This window comes from Veillonella absiana (genome assembly GCF_032970865.1).
Lineage (GTDB): Bacteria > Bacillota > Negativicutes > Veillonellales > Veillonellaceae > Veillonella > Veillonella absiana.
In genome coordinates this window covers 99,175-117,092 of the sequence record NZ_JAWJZB010000009.1, presented here as the reverse complement: position 1 = coordinate 117,092, position 17,918 = coordinate 99,175, and the positions used below count along the sequence as shown (strand labels likewise).

The window sequence follows — 17,918 nt, the reverse complement described above, 5'->3', positions numbered from 1 at the left end:
GTACATTATGGAAGTTCAAGGTTTATACGCAATCGCAGCAGCAGTGGCAATCGGTTTTGCAGCATTAGCGGCAGCTATCGGTGATGCATTGGTAGCAGTGAAGGTATTAGAAGGCACAGTTCGTCAACCAGAACTTCGTGGCCAATTGATGACAACTATGTTTATCGCAGTAGGTTTGATCGAAGCAATGCCTATCATCGCGGCAGTTATTGCAATTTTCTTAGTATTCACTAAATTATAATTAGGGAGGGACGACCGTTGGTAGATTTAAACGGTACTGTAATTGCCCAATTCCTTAACTTTTTTATATTAGTTGCTATTTTAGCGAAATTTGCATATAAACCAATCTGTGGCGTTATGGAAGAACGGAAAAATCGAATCGCCAATGATTTGGAAACGGCTGAACAAGCGCGTACTGATGCAGAAGCTATGAAAGCAGAGTATACTGCACAAATTGCGAATGCACGCCAAGAAGCACAAGCGATCATTGAGAAAGCTGTGAAGGAAGCAGAAGCAACTACTAAAGCGCAAGTACTTGAAGTACGTGAACAAATTGCAAATGAAAAAGAAAAAGCTCGTCAAGAGATTGAACGAGAACGTGATCGTGCAATGAATAGTTTACGTAATGAAGTAATTTCCTTATCTGTAGCTATGGCGGGCAAAGTAGTAGCTAAAGATATGGATAGTGCAACGAATACAAAACTAATTGAAGAAGCTATTGCTAAACTCGATGGTAAAACGATAGGGTTGTGATACGATGAGCATAGGAATTGTAGCAGATAAATATAGCTCCGCTATTTTGGAGCTTGCCGAAGAGCAAAATAATTTACAAGAGATGGAGCAGGATTTATCCTATGTATCCAATGTGATGAAGGAACATCCTGAATTAAACTCCTTTCTCATGAACCCCATTATGACAGCCCAATCCAAGATTGAACTTATGGGTAAAATCTTTGAACAAGCCATCAATAAAACGGCACTGCACTTCCTGTATGTAATGATACAACGAGGACGGTATCGCTTTATTGAAGAGTCGATTCGTGGCTTTATATCTAAATCCAGACATGTTCGTGGTATTTTAGAGGCAACGGTAACGGTAACAGAACCATTATCGGAATCGATGGAACAAGCTTTAACAGCAAAATTAAAGGAACTTACGGGTAAAGATATTATGCTAGATGTCAAACAAGATTCATCCATTATGGGTGGTTTAGTGGTTCAAATTGGGGACCAAAGAATTGATGGTAGCGTAGCACGTAGACTTTCAGAATTAGAAAAAACATTGTTAAAAATAGACGCTATTGGATAGGGGTGAATGGGAACATATGAAAATGAAGCCTGAAGAAATCACTGCTATTATTAAGCAGCAAATTCAGGACTATGACGTGGATCTCAACGTTGATGATGTGGGAACAGTCCTCGATGTTGGGGATGGCATTGCCCATATTTATGGTCTTGAAAAAGCCATGGCCGGGGAATTGTTAGAACTTCCTCATGGCGTATATGGCTTGGTTTTAAACTTAGAATTAGATAATGTTGGTGCCGTATTATTAGGTGATGACTTCTTGATTAAAGAAGGCGACCAAGTACGTCGTACTGGCAAAATTATGGAAGTTCCAGCTGGTGAAGCGCTTATTGGGCGTGTTGTTAATCCATTGGGACAACCTATCGATGGTAAAGGTGATATCAAAACGACGGAATCCCGTCCAATTGAACATCCTGCACCTGGTATTGCGGATCGTAAATCCGTACATGAACCATTACAAACAGGTCTAAAAGCTATCGATGCGATGGTACCTATCGGACGTGGCCAACGTGAGTTGATCATCGGTGACCGTGGTACAGGTAAAACTGCTATCGCGATTGATACAATTTTGAACCAAAAAGGTAAAGATGTAATTTGTATTTATGTGGCTATCGGTCAAAAAGAATCCACAGTAGCTCGTGTTGTTCAAAAACTTGAAGAAGGCGGAGCTATGGATTACACCATTGTTGTATCCGCTAGTGCATCTACAGGGGCACCTATCCAATACATCGCACCATATGCAGGCGTTGCAATGGGCGAATACTTCATGTACCAAGGTAAACATGTACTTTGCGTATATGATGACTTAACGAAACAAGCAGCTGCTTATCGTGCTATGAGTTTGTTACTTCGTCGTCCACCAGGGCGTGAAGCATACCCTGGCGACGTGTTCTACTTACATTCTCGTCTATTAGAACGAGCTGCAAAATTATCTGATGAATTGGGTGCTGGCTCTATTACGGCCTTACCTATTATCGAAACACAAGCCGGTGACGTATCTGCATACATCCCAACGAACGTAATCTCCATTACAGATGGTCAGATTTTCTTGGGCACAGATATGTTCTATTCCGGTGTGCGTCCAGCCGTTGACGTAGGTTTGTCCGTATCCCGTGTAGGCGGTAGTGCACAAACAAAAGCGATGAAACAAGTTGCTGGTCAGCTTCGTCTTGACTTAGCACAATATCGTGAATTGGCAGCGTTTGCTCAATTCGGTTCCGATCTTGACCGTTCCACTCGTGAACAATTAGATCGTGGTGCTCGTTTGACAGAAATGTTGAAACAAGGTCAATACGAACCTATGAGTGTTCCTGAAATGGTTATTACTTTGTATGCCGGTACTAAAGGATATCTTTCTAAAATTGAAGTAGATGATGTATTGGAATTTGAAAACGAATTAGTTCGTTATATCAAAGCTAACTACAAAGAAATCATTACAACGATTGAGGAAACTAAAAAACTTGACGAAGCAACTGAAGAATTGCTCAAAAAAGCAATTCCAGAATGTGTAGAGAATTTTGGTACTACTCATACACTTGTGACTCCGAAGGAGGCGTAATGTATGGCTAGTGCACAAGATTTGCGAAAACGCATAAAAAGTGTTACCAATACGCAACAAATTACAAAAGCAATGAAGATGGTAGCATCTGCTCGTCTTCGTCGTGCTCAAGGTAAGGCGGAAGCGACTGGTCCTTATGCAGATAAATTGGGTCAAATCTTGCGTCATATTGCTAGTAGTATTCCTGAAAACTTCTCTAGTCCACTATTAGAAGTACGCCCTGTAAAACGGACGTGCTATGTGATGATTGGTGCTGATAAAGGTCTTGCTGGTGCATTCTCCACAAATCTAACTAAGTTTGTGATTGAACAAATCGGTACTAAAACACCGGATCAATACGATATCATTACATCTGGTAGAAAACCTAGAGACTGTATGAAAATTAGAGGCTATCATGTAGAGAAACACTTTAGCGGTTACTCTGACAAGCCTGGCTATGAACATGCTCGTGCGTTAATCCAAGAGGTCATCCCTCGATTCCTTAATGGTGAAGTGGATGAAGTTATTATGGTATATACGCATTTTGTGAATTCTATGACGCAAGTTGCAGAGGCACATCAATTGTTACCAATCGAAACACCACAGGCAGAGCAAGATGGTCAAGACTATATTTTTATGCCTGATGTGACTACCGTATGTGAACAAATACTGCCAAAATATTTGGAGATTACAATGTATAATGGCTTGCTACAATCAGCTGCTAGTGAATTAGGTGCTCGTATGACAGCTATGACATCAGCTACAGATAATGCAGGTGAATTGATTGATAAAGTTGGATTAGAATACAATAAACTTCGTCAATCTAGTATTACAAATGAAATTTCTGAAATTGTAGGCGGTGCGAATGCCTTGCAATAGATAAGGAGACCTCTTAATGAGTAATTATATTGGTAAAGTGGTCCAGGTTATCGGTCCAGTTGTTGACGTGCGTTTTGAAAATGGCAAATTACCTGCTATTTATAACGCCATTCACATCTACCATGACCATAAGGCCCACGATAGACAAAAAATTGTAGTAGAGGTTATGCAACATTTGGGCGACGACACAGTTCGTTGCGTTGCGATGAGCTCTACTGATGGTATGACTCGCGGTATGGAAGCCGAAGATACTGGTGCAGCTATTGCAGTACCAGTTGGCGAAGGTGTACTTGGCCGTATCTTTAATGTTCTTGGTGAACCAGTGGATCATGATCCAACACCTGTGAAAGTTGATGAAAAATGGCCTATCCATCGTCCAGCTCCGAAATATGATGATTTGGCACCAGAAACTAATATCTTGGAAACTGGTATCAAGGTCGTTGATTTGATTGCCCCTTATGTAAAAGGTGGTAAAATCGGTTTGTTCGGTGGTGCCGGTGTAGGTAAAACCGTATTAATCATGGAATTGATTCACAACGTTGCTACTGAGCATGGTGGTTACTCCGTATTCTCCGGCGTAGGCGAACGTACTCGTGAAGGTAATGACTTGTGGAATGAAATGAAAGAGTCCGGCGTTATTAACAAGACGGCTCTTGTATATGGCCAAATGAATGAGCCACCTGGAGCGCGTATGCGTGTAGGTTTGACTGGCTTAACTATGGCGGAATATTTCCGTGACGTTAAAAAACAAGACGTGTTGTTGTTTATCGACAACATCTTCCGTTTTATCCAAGCAGGCTCTGAAGTATCCGCCTTGCTAGGCCGTATGCCATCTGCTGTAGGTTACCAACCTACACTAGCAAATGATGTTGGGGCATTGCAAGAACGTATTACTTCTACAAAAGAAGGTTCTATTACGTCTGTACAAGCCGTATACGTACCTGCCGATGACTTAACTGACCCGGCTCCAGCGGCAACATTTGCCCATTTGGATGCTACTACAGTATTGTCCCGTTCCATTGCGGAACTTGGTATTTACCCAGCCGTGGATCCATTGGATTCCACTAGCCGTATTTTGGATCCATTGGTATTAGGTGATGAACATTACAACATTGCCCGTGGCGTACAAGAAGTACTTCAAAAATATCGTGATCTTCAAGATATCATTGCTATCTTGGGTATGGAAGAGTTATCTGATGAAGATAAACTTACAGTATCTCGTGCTCGTAAAATTCAACGTTTCTTGAGTCAACCATTCTTCGTAGCAGAAGTATTTACAGGTTCTCCAGGTAAATACGTGCCATTATCCGAAACTTTGCGTGGCTTTAAAGAAATTCTTGAAGGTAAACACGATGAGCTTCCTGAAGCAGCATTCTATATGGTTGGTAATATCGACGAAGCTGTGGAAAAAGCAAAGGGAATGCAAGAGAAGGGGGAATAAACCATGGCAGAACCCATGACCCTACAAATCATCACTCCTGATGAAATCGCCTATACAGGTGAAGCTAGCTTCTTAGTTGGCAAGGCTATAGATGGCGAATTTGGTATCTTGCCTAATCATGCACCGATGATTGTCGCTCTTGATATTGCGCCTTTACGGTTGGATGCACCAGATGGTCAAAAACATTATTTAGCTGTTTTTGGTGGTTTCTGTGAAATTGAGCATAATCAGGTGAGTATTGTGACCCTTGATTGCCAATTGCCAGATTCTATTGATGTAGACCGGGCACAACGTGCTAAACAACGTGCAGAGGAACGATTGGTTTCCAAGAGCCCTGACATTGATGTAGAACGTGCAGAACATGCGTTAGCAAGAGCTCTACTTCGATTGCATGTGGCGAAATATGTATAAATCTATGCTATGAATTATGCAAGTCATATGATTTGTGTGATAGACACTCGTTGTGGACTGTATAATTTGTTGCAAACTATAAACGCCGATGGTGAAAGTTAATTATTTCATCATCGGCGTTTTGTTATAATCATACAAGACAAAAGCGACTCCTATGAGTCGCTTTGGCTATAGGCTATAGGTGGTAATAACATATATATAATTATAATTCAGATACTCCAGCTAAGGAATAAGTAGTAGAAATAGGTTGCTCTACTTGATTAAAGTTTTGCGCAGTACTAGATGTATCAATTTTAGTTTGTGTTGTATAACGATTGATGTCTGTAGGTACACGTTTGTATGGAAGCTTATTCATGAGATCTGTCATGACCTTATTCCAAATTTCTCGTTGTGTTGGTACGGATAGATACTCTGCATCTTTGTAGTATGTTTTATCTAAGCCTTTGAATTCTTGTTTGTTAGCATCGTAGTAATATAATTTGGCGCTGATAGCTACTCGTGTGTAGATTTCATCACCAGTGCTATCGAAACGGAAGGTACGAGTTGGACGATATTGCACATAATCGTTTTCAACAGCGATTGGCAATAGTACGATATCTGCACCAGTTTCTTCTGCAATGGTTGCAAGGGAATTCGCCGTAGCTAATGAAGCACTAGTAGGGCGATTTGTTGTTACAGCACTATAGTATGGGTATTTCAGTTCGTTTGTAATAGCTGTACGCATAAATTGTGCCATTTCAGCGCGATCTTTACGAGTGTTGCTGCTAGGGTTTACGATAACCACATTACGGCTAGGGAAATTTTTCAAGTCGCCGCTAAGGTCGATGCTTTCAGTATTGGAGATAATAGCATTATTGGTGTTAGTTGTATCATTAGCGACACGCGTTTTAAAGTTATTAGATGTTGTATCTTGCTCAACAGGTTGTACTTGTTTTAAATAGGCACTGGCAAAAATATTGTCAGCTGCAAAGGTAGTTGGGGTTGCGATGAATGCTGTCATGCAAGACATTACAGCTACTGTAGCTAGTTTTTTGATGAAAGTAGAGAAACGTTTGGTATTCATAGTGAGTCTCCTTGGTATGGGATAATTCAAAATTAATAACATTATGTATAGTATTATATAACTATCTACATGTATGTAGTAGAGTAAACATTAATTCGCTGCTTATAATAGTTGTATAATACATATACTATTAGTATACCCTGTATTTGACATTCATTGAAGAGCCTAGGATATAAAAAAAGAGCAAGCATACTGCTTGCTCTCCTTAGTGGTGGACGATGACAGGATCGAACTGCCGACATCCTGCTTGTAAGGCAGGCGCTCTCCCAGCTGAGCTAATCGTCCATATGGTGACCCGTCCGGGAATCGAACCCGGGATACCGCCGTGAAAGGGCGGTGTCTTAACCGCTTGACCAACGGGCCAAAAGTATGGCTCCTCGAGTAGGACTCGAACCTACGACCGATCGGTTAACAGCCGATTGCTCTACCAACTGAGCTATCGAGGAATAATACAAGAGTAATTATATGATAGATATAGAATTTATGCAAGTGTTTTTTTATAAAAATATAAATGATAAAAGCTCAATATCTATAACTAAATGACATAGACTATGTGTAAATTTATATTTATTGAAAAAAATGATATATATAAAGTAAATATTTATATAAATGAGGATAAGGATAAATGCAGGTATAACCTATATAGTTGAGGTATATGTTGATTGTGTTATACTTATACTATCGAAAAAAGTATATTGAATAAAATTGGTGAAGAATAATTTTCAAGAAAAAAATAATGATTTAAATGATATAGATTTTCAATTATTGTAAATATTCCTAAAAGATGCGTAGAGGATGTTTGGGAATGTACATTTGTATACTGTAGAAATTATGTTGATTGATGCCGTTTAATAGTGTTTCATCTAAAATATTCTATATTTTGATAGTGTATAAAAAGAGTATATTTAACCAATGATAAAAACTCTCATTAAACGAAAAAATGTTGAGAAAACGGTATAGCTAAGCTGTTGAATAGACTTTCTCAGTGTGCTACCATTTACGTATAGAGTTAATCTCAATATTTGTTCCTGAGGAGGGATTATTTTGCGCGAGATCCAAGTATCAACAATCACAGAAGCAGTCAAAAAATTATGTATGGACGCTGCTTACTACTTACCAAATGATGTTTATGAATCTTTAAAAGCTGGTCGTGAAACAGAAGAGTCTCCAGTAGGCGCAGTTGTTCTTGATCAAATCATCAAAAATGCAGAAATTGCAAAAGATGAAGATCGTCCAATTTGCCAAGATACTGGTATGACAATTGTATTCTTAGAAGTAGGCCAAGATGTTCACTTCGTTGGTGGCGATCTTAAAGAAGCTATCAATGCTGGTGTTGCAGCTGGTTATATCGATGGTTACTTGAGAAAATCTGTTGTAGCAGAACCTTTGTTTAACCGTAAAAATACTCAAAACAATACTCCTGCTATCATCTACACTGAAATTGTTCCTGGCGACAAAATCAAAATTGACGTTGAATTAAAAGGTTTTGGTTCTGAAAACAAATCTGGCGTTAAAATGCTTGTACCTGCTGATGGTGTACAAGGCGTTAAAGATGCTGTATTGGAAATCGTTAAAAAAGCTGGCCCTAACCCATGCCCACCAATGGTAGTTGGCGTAGGTATCGGTGGTACTATGGACCAAGCAGCTTTACTTTCCAAAAAAGCTCTTCTTCGTTCTACTACAGAACGCAATCCAATGCCTGAATATGCTCAATTGGAAGCTGAAATCTGTGAAAACATCAACAAAACAGGTATCGGTGCTCAATTAGGTGGTTCCACTACTGCATTAGCAGTTAGCATCGAATGGGGTCCAACTCACATTGCTGGTCTTCCAGTGGCTGTAACTATCTGCTGTCATGCAGCTCGTCACGCTGAAGTTGTTCTTTAATAGAAACAGGAGGAGACATAGTAATGGCTGAAACAATTCGCATTCAAACACCTTTCACTGAAGAAATGTCCAGAAAATTAAAAGCTGGTGACAGCGTTTTAATCACTGGTAAAATTTATTCCGCACGTGACGCTGCTCATAAAGTTATGACAGAAGCATTAGCACGTGGCGAAGAATTGCCTATCGATTGGCATGACAAAATGGTTTACTATTTAGGACCAACACCTGCAAAACCTGGTGACCCAATTGGTTCCGCTGGCCCTACAACTTCCGGTCGTATGGATGCTTATACTCCAACAATGTTGGATCAAGGTATCAAAGGTATGATTGGTAAAGGTTCCCGTAAACCAGAAGTTATCGAATCTATGAAGAAAAATGGTGTAACTTACTTCGCAGCTGTTGGTGGCGCTGCTGCATTAATTGCAAAATCCGTCAAAAAATATGAAGTTATTGCATATGGTGACTTAGGCCCAGAAGCATTAGCTGAATTGACTGTAGAAGATTTCCCAGCTATCGTAGTTATTGATAGTGAAGGTAACGATTTCTACGAAATCGGTCAAAAACCTTACCGTAAACTATAAAATCTTGCATGGTTGTTCCCCGTGCATTCAAACACCCCTTGGCTTTGACTGAGGGGTGTTTTTTTCTTTTATCTACCGAATCTTCTTTTATCTACCGAATCTATGCATTTTATGATAGTATAGAAGTTAGACAAACTAGTATAGAGTATTAAGAGCGAGGCGGTTATATGAAATCCATACAGGACATTCGTGAAGAAGCGCGTAAAGCTATTATTGAATTAATAGATGCTGCTCGGTTAACGCCGGGGCAGTTAGTGATTGTTGGTTGTTCTAGCAGTGAAATGGCGGGAGGTGTCATAGGACATGATTCTCATATGGAACTGGCAGAGGCTGTGTTTGAGGAACTTTATACAGTGGCTAAGGAACACCAAATTAATCTAGCATTCCAATGCTGTGAACATTTAAATCGCGCCATCGTGGTGGAACAATCCTATGTGACAACAGAGGAGCTTTGCAATGTGGTACCTCAGCAACACGCTGGTGGTGCTATGGCGACAACAGCCTATAAACGGCTAGACAATCCAGTGGTCGTTGAATTTATCAAAGCAGATGCAGGCATCGATATTGGTGATACTTTCATCGGTATGCATTTGAAACATGTGGCAGTGCCAGTTCGCCTCGGGGTGAAAGAAATTGGTTGTGCCCATGTAACAGCGGCGCGCGTTCGCCCAAAAAGTATTGGTGGCATTCGTGCCGTATATAATGAGTCATTAATGTAATAGGAGGTATGAATGGAAGCCTTCATTCCTTATTTAGTTATCGCTGGTGTGGTCATCGTGTTCTTTGGGTTGTGTTATGCATTATTCAATAAACCGGATAAAAAACAAGAACATGAACCGGTGGCGCCGAAACAAACAGAGCATCATAGTATCAAGGATTATGGGTCCACATACTACAGCAATGTGAATCGCGACGATGCGAGTGAAAGTAAACAAACATTTAGAGTTATCGAAGATGGCGTAGATGTGACAGCCAAACACGCAGCGGTACAAGAAAATGCACAAGATAAGTCCTCTAATGCTGTAGTAGCTGAAAATACCGCTAATTTTAAAATCGAACATACTCAAGCTATTCCAAAAGTGGCTGAACAAATCGAACACACCGCCGTTATTCCAGCCGTTCGGAATATTGAGGAAACACAGTTCGTTGGTAATGTGAACGATATTGCAAAAGTTGATGAATTGAAAAGTACACCATCTTCTGATATGGAAGCGACACAACTTATTGGCGCCGTTACTGGTGCTGCAGCTGCGAGTGCAGGCGTTGTAGGTGCAGCAAGTATGGCGAGTGCAGCTGGTGCAGGTAGCGTTAGTGCTCAAGCGGCAGCCGTTTCAGGAGCCGTAGGTGCTGTGGCGAATTCAGCAGATAATAATAATTTATCTGTATTGGAAGAAACTCGCCTCATCAATGTAGATGAAATCAATAAAGCCCTTGCCGAAGATGATGGGAAACCTAAACAAACGGTTAGCCCTTGGACGCAAGAGGCGCAAGAACAAGAAATGGTTGATTTAGCAATCAAGCCATTTATTCAATCCTTTGGCCTTGTTGGGGAATCTACAAAAGCAAATGTTGAATCTATTACTCGTGAAGCATTAGCTGCATTGCAAATCACAAAAATTAGCGAAGTTCGCTATTTGCTAGAAAATATTGTAGTTCAAGAAGCGATTATGTGTATGCAAAAGGCTTATGCAGCGAATCCGACAGATAGCATGCGTGCCGTTGCGTTAGAGGCATTCTTTGATGTGGTACAACAACCAAAGTCCAGTACACCGTACTTGGTGGCCTTCGATGCACTTCGCGTGTTGCCACATATGACATTAGGTCATTTCCAAATCATGGCATTGTCCCTATTGTTACAATATTCTAGAAATTCCAACAACTATACATTATCCAACTTCCAACATTATGTGGAAAAATATATCGAACCATTTATCTCCGATGTACCACATGATAGTTCCTTCTTCCGACAACTAGATTACCTTCGTTGTACGATTCAAGAACGTGAATCCATTACATTGGCACAATTGCTTGGTAATTCCTATCCATTCGTATTTAACTTCCGTGGCTTTAGCCGTGAGGAATTAGAATACATCACAGGCCGAGATGGCATTGATCCAAACTATATTGTCAAGAGTATGAACTCTAGTTTGTACAAATTGGCGATGGTGGACGATTCCATGGCACCGCGTTTCTTCCGTCAAGCGCACATCACCGATGCATCTATGCAACGAGATTTGCTTGCCTTGATGCGTAGCAAACCAACGTCCTTCAGCGGTGCGGAGGCGCGCAATATCATGGACGACATTTCCCCAGTATTGCTCGACCTTGCCGACCTATTCGACAACGGCCCAATGTCTGCCATGAGTCTCACATTGCTAGGCCTATACCTTGGCCGTGCCCATGTGAAAGCAACCATTGGCGAGGAATTTGATTTGTCTCGCTGGTTCTAATAGGGTAATCGACTGTTGACTGGTGAAAGCTAGTTGGATGAATAGCTATAGCAATTAAAAAAAACGGACTTAGATGTTTGATACCGTTGATGTATCAGCCATCTAAGTCCGTTTTATTATTTGCAGAAAATTTAGTTGTTATTAAATCCGAATTCCGTGATTACCGATAAATCCAATAACGACACAGACCGACCTTGGATATCAATAATGCCTTCGTCGCGTAATCGTCCTAGCTCGCGGCTGAGGGCTGTACGGGATACGTTGAGGACCTCGGCCATTTGTTCGCGGTTGTGTGGCAATTTTAATTCTTCGCTATGTTGCACGGTGTAAATGTCTGTAAGGTAGGCGAAGATTTTCTCACGCATGCCTTTTAAGGTGAGGTAATGAACCTTCTTTGTGAGAATCATGGCCTTTTCGGATAAATCCTCCAATAGATTGGAGAGGATTTTGGTTTGGCATTGTTGGCAATCTGGTAATGTTTGGATAAATGTTTCTAGCGGGATGAACATGATTTTACTGGCCTTCATGGCTTTGATAGTGGCAGGCCATAGGGCTTGCTTGCTGAAAAGTAATGCTTCGCCGAACATGGCTGATGCCTCTAAGTTCGCCATGATAACGCGTTGGCCCATGACATTTTCGCGAGTTAATAGAGCGCTACCTTCGAGGATAACGCCGATGCCTTCCATAGGATCACCAGAGAGGGCGATAAAATCATTTTTCCTGTATTCTTTCACAATGACTCTGGCATTGTGGAGGTATCCCAGTAATTCACTCTCACCAAGATTTTGAAATAGAGGGCATTTCACGATAGTTTTGAAATATTTTTTGATGATCTCTTCAGATAATAGTTGTTGCATCAGAGCCTCCTTGTTAGTGTGTAACAATAAACTGTTACGTTTGCTGTATGGTGCTAGTATATCAAGAGCATATCAATAGAATGTCAACAGAATATAGCTGTATGTTTGTTGCCTTCAGAAAATGCAATGATAAATGTATAAAAAGTATTTCAATTTTACTAATTGAATTTTACTAATTGAATGAGTATAATATAGATAGATAAAACTCTATCTATTTTCATTTTTGTTTAATCGATGATGGTAGGTATGTAGAGGCTAACTTTCATTTAACGGAGAATTTAACGGAGAGAATAATTCTCAATATAAAATTTATATAAGTTATACTTGATGCCAACCAAATTTATCTGTAAAAAAGAAAAAAGTTTTTTATTTTGTTGCTCAAGCTACAGAAATTAATACATCACTATTGTATACTCATACTTGTAAAAAGGACAATAACTAAATGTGATTTTAGTTGTCAGTATATGAATAGTATGATGGTTAAGCGAAAGCTTGAAGGCGAGAAAGTCTCGCGAAGGAGGATTTAAAATGAGTATGTTCTGTTATCAATGTGAACAATCTGCAGCACCAGCGGGCTGTACTGTACAAGGCGTTTGCGGTAAAACTGCTCCAGTTGCTAACTTGCAAGATGAATTAACAGCTGCTTTGGTTGGGTTAGCACGTGCTTGTGAAGCTAAAGGTACTACAAAAGAAGCAATCAAATACTTGAAAAAAGGCTTGTTCATGTGCGTAACTAACGTAAACTTCTCTGAAGATCGTGTACAAGAATTTATCGATGAAGTAAATGCTTGCCACGCTAGCATCGATCCAACTCAACAAAACTTTGATTGGGAACAACTTTGGAAAGGTGAAGAAGATATCGTATCCCTTCGTTCCACATTATTATTAGGTATGCGTGGTATGGCTGCGTATGCTTGGCATGCAGCTGTTATCGGCTATGATGATGCAGACGTTGATGCTTGGTTCGTAAAAGGCCTTGTTGAAATGGCTAAAGATCACAGTGCAGAAGAATGGTTGAATTTGTTGATGGAATTTGGTCATGTTAACTTGAAATGCATGGCATTACTTGACGCTGCTAACACTGAAACTTATGGCACTCCAGTACCTACAACAGTTCCTTTGACTGTAGAACCAGGTCCTTTCATCGTAGTAACTGGTCATGACCTTCACGATTTGAAAATGCTCTTGGAGCAAACTGACGGCAAAGGCGTAAACATCTATACTCATGGTGAAATGTTACCTTGCCACGCTTACCCTGAATTGAAAAAACACCCTCAATTAAAAGGTAACTTTGGTACTGCATGGCAAAACCAACAAAAAGAATTCGTTGACGTTCCTGGCGCATTCTTGTTCACTACAAACTGCATCATGCCACCTAAAGAAAACTACAAAGCAAATATCTTCACTACAGATATGGTAGGTTTCGATGGTTGTACACATGTAGAAACTAATGATGATGGCACAAAAGATTTCAGTGCAGTTATCAACCGTGCTCTTGAATTGGGCGGTTTCTCCGAAGCTCAAGAATTCACTGGCATCAATGGTGGTCATGAAGTAACTACTGGTTTCGGTCATGGTACAGTATTGGGTATCGCTGATACAGTAATCGATGCTGTAAAAGCTGGCGCTATTAAACACTTCTTCTTGGTGGGCGGTTGCGACGGTGCTAAAGTAGGCCGTAACTACTACACAGATTTCGTAAAACAAACTCCACAAGATACAGTTGTATTGACATTAGCTTGCGGTAAATTCCGTTTCAACGACCTTAACATCGGCGAAATCGGCGGTATTCCTCGTATCCTTGATATGGGTCAATGTAACGATGCTTACTCCGCTATTCAAGTAGCAGTAGCATTGGCTGGCGCATTCGAATGTGACGTAAACGATCTTCCATTGACATTGGTATTGTCTTGGTACGAACAAAAAGCGGTATGTATCTTGTTAACATTGTTAGCATTGGGTATCCGCAACATCTACATCGGACCTTCTTTGCCAAAATTCTTCTCCAGCAATGTGTTGAGCATTTTGGTAGACAAATTCCAATTACACCCAATCACTACTCCTGAAGCTGACTTGAAAGCTATCTTGGGTTAATTATTAGGCGGTGTGCAAAGCAATTTGCATGCCGCTTTTTTATATGTTGACGTGTATAATCTACAAGAACAAATATACTGCATATGTGCATATATACAAGATATATATTCGTTGATATACTATAAGCAAGAAAGCTATATAGCAGGCGTTAGGCTCTTTCAAAATGCCTATATTGCGACATGATGTATGTTGATTAATATGTTGATTTGAGGTAGTTATGAACACAATTTTTGACATTATCGGACCTATTATGATTGGTCCCTCTAGCTCACATACAGCCGGAGCTGCTAGACTTGGAAAAATGGCACATTGTATTTTTCGGGGTGTACCGTCTCGTGTGGAGTTAACCCTATATGGATCTTTTGCAAAAACCTACAAAGGGCATGGTACAGATAAGGCCCTATTAGCTGGATTACTAGGCTTTCAAGAAGATGATGCCCGTATACGGGTGGCTGATGAATTAGCTAAAAGAGATAACATGGATTATGAATTTATTGAGTCTCCTCTTGAGGTGGATCATCCAAATGTAGTGAAATTTGATATGTATGATACAGGCCATCGGCACATGACTGTTGTAGGCCGATCGCTTGGTGGTGGCCGTATTATGATTACCCAGGTGGATGGGGTAGATATGGAGATTACTGGTGATGAGTTCACTGTGGTTGTATTCCATGAGGATAGGCCTGGTGTGATTTCTCTTGTTACCCAAGTATTAGGGGAATCGAACATTAATATTGCGGGCATGCGAGTGTTTAGAAAAGCTAAGCACAAGGATGCGGTAATGGTGATTTCTACTGATAGTATTGTAGATGCAGAATTAGTAGATAATATGCGCAAATGTCCAGGGGTACGTGATTTAATGACCTTTGATGTGTTGTAGGAGGAGTTATGAGTTATTCGTATGAAACCATTGAGGATATTATCCGTTTGGCGGAAGAACATTCTATTTCCTTCTCTGACGTAGTATTGCAGGCGGAATTAGAAAATTATGAAAATGATGTAGAAACTGTTATGGCCGCCATCGATACTCGATTACAAGTGTTTGAAAAATCCATTCAAGCTGGCCTACTAAATACGGGTAAGACACCATCTGAGATGTCTGGTGGACAAGGGGCGCAATTGTTAGCACAAGGTCAACCGCGATTTATGAGCGATTTAATGTACAAGTCTATGACTTATGCTATTGCCGTTAATGAAGCTAATGCAAAAATGTTTAAAGTCGTTGCCTGTCCAACGGCTGGTTCTTGCGGTGTCATGCCGGGCTGTGTGAAAGCTGTTGGTGAGCATTATAATCTGAGCCATGATGATTATGTACGTGGATTTCTTACAGGTGCCGGTATTGGCAATGTAGTGACAAATCGCGCTTGTGTAGCGGGTGCTGTTGGCGGATGTCAAGCCGAAGTTGGCACTGCCTCTGCTATGGCGGCAGGAGCTATTGTTGAAATGATGGGGGGCACACCTCGTCAGGTAGGTAATGCATTGGCTATTTGCATGAAAAATCTATTAGGTCTTGTCTGCGATCCAGTGGCAGGCCTTGTAGAAGTACCATGTATTAAACGTAATGGTGTGTATACTGCCCATGCTTTAACTGCAGCGGAAATGGCCATGGCCGGGATTGAAAGTCAAATACCACCAGATGAAGTTATTGAAACAATGAATATAGTAGGTCGAGCTATGCCAGCAGCACTTCGTGAAACAAGTGATGGAGGGTTAGCAAAAACATTGACCGGTGAAAAGATTGCAAAACGAGTTCGTTCCTTATAGGAACGGACTTTTTGCGTATATCCGTTCTTTTTACTTTTATCGATTTGTAGTAAAATAGAGAAGAATGCTAATTCGGACTTATTATATCCACTATGTGGTTATAGTCTAGTTAATAAGTAGTATAATATGTTGGAAATATAATTGCCTATTAGAGTGATATAAATATGAGATGGGGGTACTACGATGGACGGGGCGAAACAAATATTGTCATATCTTTTGGATGCAGGTTATGAAGCGTACATCGTAGGTGGCGCGGTCAGAGATATTTTGATGCATATAGAACCTCATGATTTTGATATTGTTACATCTGCTCACCCTGAACAGGTCATTGCAGTATTAGAATCTCATAATATATCTACGCCAGGTATGGTGGGCAAGTCCTTTGGTGTTGTGATTGCATCTTTGCTTGGTAAAAGCTATGAGATCGCTACTTACCGTAAAGAAACTTATGGTGAGGACAGTCATCGACCAGACACTATAGTCTATGCATCTACACTAGCGGAAGATGTGTTGCGCCGCGATTTTACTGTCAATGGTTTGGCTATGGATGTAGATGGCAATGTTATTGATCTTGTAGATGGGTGCCATGATATTAAACATAAGATTTTACGCACTATTGGAAATCCACAACATAGATTCCAAGAAGATGCACTACGTTTATTTAGGGCTTGTCGATTTGTAGCAAAATTAGATTTTCTGCCGCATAAAGATTTGTTAGAGGCCATGCCTAGCGCTTTTCATAGAGTAGAAGGTTTGTCTCTTGAACGAGTGAGACAAGAACTGGATCAGCTCATGGTGGAGCCTGCGGTGGCAAAAGGTCTAGATATTCTTGTTCAATCTAGATTGGCAGAATGTTCTTGCCGTGCTATACGCCATGGCAAGGTAGAACAAATACCTATTCTGCCAGAACTATACCACTTGGTGAATTTGCCACAGGAAAAAGCATTTCACACTTTTGATGGTTGGTATCATACATTGGCCGTGGTAGCTCATACAGAACCGGATCTTACTCTTCGTTGGGGGGCATTACTCCATGATGTAGCAAAGGGAATGCCAACAATACGAGAGATAATTAATGGGCGACTTACCGATCGTGGTCACGATACAATGGGTGCCGATATGTCCCGAGAATTGCTGACCCGTTTGGAATACTCTAAGTCTTTTGTGGATCGTGTTGTATGGATTGTGAGAAATCATATGAGGTTCCATTACTTTGTCACCCATAATGAAGCAGATGCCGTTAAATGGGCTCGACAAGAGGCTCGTAGTGGTGCATTCCGATATGCGGCGAATCTAACTGAAGCCTGGCAGCAGTTAGCACAAGTATGTGCAGCAGATGTTATGGGATGTGGTAAACCTCATGCCTCTACAGATGGGACTCTCGCCTTTGGAGATTGTATGGTAGATATTAGTAATCACATGCCTATCCATACGAGTGATCTAAATTATGATAAACGATTGCTAACATTAGTGGCACCTAATGTAGGTGAAATGTTAAAGCTCTTGCTAGCGCAAGTTCAAGAAGGCAGGATTGAAAACAATCCAGACGCATTGCTTATAGCTGCGGAACGACGTCTACAGAGACTTTTAAAAAAGAAAAAATAGAGATAACAGAGGTACATGAATCTTAGGATTCAGTTTGGAGATT

Annotated in this window: 17 protein-coding genes and 3 tRNA genes; 15 read left to right on the top strand and 5 right to left on the bottom strand. The window is 40.6% G+C overall.

Annotated elements, in window-relative coordinates; translation table 11 throughout:
- Positions 1 to 7: 7 nt before the first annotated feature.
- Genes atpE through atpC form a run of 7 tightly spaced genes read left to right on the top strand, consistent with a single transcriptional unit; the run spans position 8 to position 5,574 of the window.
- Entirely contained in the window at positions 8 to 241 is a 234-nt protein-coding gene (atpE, locus tag RVY80_RS08575) for a F0F1 ATP synthase subunit C (protein WP_317330257.1), read from the top strand.
- 17 nt (positions 242 to 258) lie between these two features.
- Positions 259 to 753 (top strand): F0F1 ATP synthase subunit B, encoded by a 495-nt coding sequence (atpF, locus tag RVY80_RS08570; RefSeq protein WP_295187487.1) that lies wholly within the window; start codon positions 259 to 261, stop codon positions 751 to 753.
- Positions 754 to 757: 4 nt separating this feature from the next.
- Positions 758 to 1,309: an ATP synthase F1 subunit delta gene (gene atpH, locus RVY80_RS08565; protein WP_295193870.1), complete on the top strand. Its 552-nt coding sequence runs from the start codon at positions 758 to 760 to the stop codon at positions 1,307 to 1,309.
- Positions 1,310 to 1,325: 16 nt separating this feature from the next.
- On the top strand, positions 1,326 to 2,864 hold the full coding sequence (gene atpA / locus RVY80_RS08560) for a F0F1 ATP synthase subunit alpha (RefSeq protein WP_295193873.1): 1,539 nt from the start codon (positions 1,326 to 1,328) through the stop codon (positions 2,862 to 2,864).
- Positions 2,865 to 2,867: 3 nt separating this feature from the next.
- Positions 2,868 to 3,722 (top strand): ATP synthase F1 subunit gamma, encoded by an 855-nt coding sequence (atpG, locus tag RVY80_RS08555; protein ID WP_295187494.1) that lies wholly within the window; start codon positions 2,868 to 2,870, stop codon positions 3,720 to 3,722.
- Between the two features lie 16 nt (positions 3,723 to 3,738).
- Positions 3,739 to 5,163, top strand: coding sequence for a F0F1 ATP synthase subunit beta (gene atpD / locus RVY80_RS08550; RefSeq protein ID WP_310746254.1), 1,425 nt, complete (start codon positions 3,739 to 3,741; stop codon positions 5,161 to 5,163).
- A gap of 3 nt (positions 5,164 to 5,166) precedes the next feature.
- The gene (atpC, locus tag RVY80_RS08545; protein WP_317330252.1) at positions 5,167 to 5,574 is read left to right on the top strand and encodes an ATP synthase F1 subunit epsilon; all 408 of its coding nucleotides are present in this window, start codon (positions 5,167 to 5,169) and stop codon (positions 5,572 to 5,574) included.
- Between the two features lie 202 nt (positions 5,575 to 5,776).
- Here the strand turns inward: atpC and RVY80_RS08540 are convergent, their stop codons facing one another.
- The 4 genes from RVY80_RS08540 to RVY80_RS08525 form a co-directional block, all read right to left on the bottom strand.
- Positions 5,777 to 6,637 carry a hypothetical protein gene (locus tag RVY80_RS08540; RefSeq protein WP_295187500.1) on the bottom strand — a complete coding sequence of 287 codons (861 nt, stop codon included), beginning with the start codon at positions 6,635 to 6,637 and terminating at the stop codon, positions 5,777 to 5,779.
- A gap of 209 nt (positions 6,638 to 6,846) precedes the next feature.
- Positions 6,847 to 6,922 (bottom strand) — tRNA-Val (locus RVY80_RS08535).
- Between the two features lie 3 nt (positions 6,923 to 6,925).
- Positions 6,926 to 7,000 (bottom strand) — tRNA-Glu (locus RVY80_RS08530).
- Positions 7,001 to 7,007: 7 nt separating this feature from the next.
- Positions 7,008 to 7,083 (bottom strand) — tRNA-Asn (locus RVY80_RS08525).
- 598 nt (positions 7,084 to 7,681) lie between these two features.
- On the opposite strand from RVY80_RS08525, the gene RVY80_RS08520 reads away from it, so the two are divergent.
- From RVY80_RS08520 to RVY80_RS08505, 4 genes are all read left to right on the top strand, one after another.
- Positions 7,682 to 8,524 (top strand): fumarate hydratase, encoded by an 843-nt coding sequence (locus tag RVY80_RS08520; RefSeq protein WP_295187503.1) that lies wholly within the window; start codon positions 7,682 to 7,684, stop codon positions 8,522 to 8,524.
- A 23-nt stretch (positions 8,525 to 8,547) separates the two neighbouring features.
- Positions 8,548 to 9,105, top strand: a complete 558-nt coding sequence (locus RVY80_RS08515) for a Fe-S-containing hydro-lyase (RefSeq protein WP_317330249.1) — start codon at positions 8,548 to 8,550, stop codon at positions 9,103 to 9,105.
- 167 nt (positions 9,106 to 9,272) lie between these two features.
- Positions 9,273 to 9,824 carry a TIGR01440 family protein gene (locus RVY80_RS08510; protein ID WP_317330247.1) on the top strand — a complete coding sequence of 184 codons (552 nt, stop codon included), beginning with the start codon at positions 9,273 to 9,275 and terminating at the stop codon, positions 9,822 to 9,824.
- A 12-nt stretch (positions 9,825 to 9,836) separates the two neighbouring features.
- Positions 9,837 to 11,555: an LPO_1073/Vpar_1526 family protein gene (locus tag RVY80_RS08505; protein WP_317330245.1), complete on the top strand. Its 1,719-nt coding sequence runs from the start codon at positions 9,837 to 9,839 to the stop codon at positions 11,553 to 11,555.
- Between the two features lie 131 nt (positions 11,556 to 11,686).
- On the opposite strand, the gene RVY80_RS08500 is transcribed toward RVY80_RS08505, so the two are convergent.
- A complete protein-coding gene (locus tag RVY80_RS08500) occupies positions 11,687 to 12,412 on the bottom strand; it encodes a Crp/Fnr family transcriptional regulator (RefSeq protein WP_317330243.1) in 726 nt (241 codons plus the stop codon).
- A 528-nt stretch (positions 12,413 to 12,940) separates the two neighbouring features.
- Between RVY80_RS08500 and hcp the strand changes: the two genes are divergently transcribed.
- From hcp to RVY80_RS08480, 4 genes are all read left to right on the top strand, one after another.
- On the top strand, positions 12,941 to 14,506 hold the full coding sequence (gene hcp, locus RVY80_RS08495; protein ID WP_317330242.1) for a hydroxylamine reductase: 1,566 nt from the start codon (positions 12,941 to 12,943) through the stop codon (positions 14,504 to 14,506).
- Between the two features lie 217 nt (positions 14,507 to 14,723).
- Complete coding sequence (sdaAB, locus tag RVY80_RS08490) at positions 14,724 to 15,386, top strand: L-serine ammonia-lyase, iron-sulfur-dependent subunit beta (protein ID WP_295193430.1); 663 nt, start codon at positions 14,724 to 14,726, stop codon at positions 15,384 to 15,386.
- An 8-nt stretch (positions 15,387 to 15,394) separates the two neighbouring features.
- Complete coding sequence (gene sdaAA, locus RVY80_RS08485) at positions 15,395 to 16,270, top strand: L-serine ammonia-lyase, iron-sulfur-dependent, subunit alpha (protein WP_295187519.1); 876 nt, start codon at positions 15,395 to 15,397, stop codon at positions 16,268 to 16,270.
- Positions 16,271 to 16,453: 183 nt separating this feature from the next.
- The gene (locus RVY80_RS08480) at positions 16,454 to 17,875 is read left to right on the top strand and encodes a CCA tRNA nucleotidyltransferase (RefSeq protein ID WP_310746170.1); all 1,422 of its coding nucleotides are present in this window, start codon (positions 16,454 to 16,456) and stop codon (positions 17,873 to 17,875) included.
- Positions 17,876 to 17,918 lie beyond the last annotated feature (43 nt).

Coding starts and splice junctions, on each gene's coding strand:
- atpE (WP_317330257.1), top strand. CDS start 8: ATGGAAGTTCAAGGTTTATACGCAATCGCAGCAGCAGTGGCAATCGGT.
- atpH (WP_295193870.1), top strand. CDS start 758: ATGAGCATAGGAATTGTAGCAGATAAATATAGCTCCGCTATTTTGGAG.
- atpA (WP_295193873.1), top strand. CDS start 1,326: ATGAAAATGAAGCCTGAAGAAATCACTGCTATTATTAAGCAGCAAATT.
- atpG (WP_295187494.1), top strand. CDS start 2,868: ATGGCTAGTGCACAAGATTTGCGAAAACGCATAAAAAGTGTTACCAAT.
- atpD (WP_310746254.1), top strand. CDS start 3,739: ATGAGTAATTATATTGGTAAAGTGGTCCAGGTTATCGGTCCAGTTGTT.
- atpC (WP_317330252.1), top strand. CDS start 5,167: ATGGCAGAACCCATGACCCTACAAATCATCACTCCTGATGAAATCGCC.
- RVY80_RS08540 (WP_295187500.1), bottom strand. CDS start 6,637: ATGAATACCAAACGTTTCTCTACTTTCATCAAAAAACTAGCTACAGTA.
- RVY80_RS08515 (WP_317330249.1), top strand. CDS start 8,548: ATGGCTGAAACAATTCGCATTCAAACACCTTTCACTGAAGAAATGTCC.
- RVY80_RS08510 (WP_317330247.1), top strand. CDS start 9,273: ATGAAATCCATACAGGACATTCGTGAAGAAGCGCGTAAAGCTATTATT.
- RVY80_RS08505 (WP_317330245.1), top strand. CDS start 9,837: ATGGAAGCCTTCATTCCTTATTTAGTTATCGCTGGTGTGGTCATCGTG.
- RVY80_RS08500 (WP_317330243.1), bottom strand. CDS start 12,412: ATGCAACAACTATTATCTGAAGAGATCATCAAAAAATATTTCAAAACT.
- hcp (WP_317330242.1), top strand. CDS start 12,941: ATGAGTATGTTCTGTTATCAATGTGAACAATCTGCAGCACCAGCGGGC.
- sdaAB (WP_295193430.1), top strand. CDS start 14,724: ATGAACACAATTTTTGACATTATCGGACCTATTATGATTGGTCCCTCT.
- sdaAA (WP_295187519.1), top strand. CDS start 15,395: ATGAGTTATTCGTATGAAACCATTGAGGATATTATCCGTTTGGCGGAA.
- RVY80_RS08480 (WP_310746170.1), top strand. CDS start 16,454: ATGGACGGGGCGAAACAAATATTGTCATATCTTTTGGATGCAGGTTAT.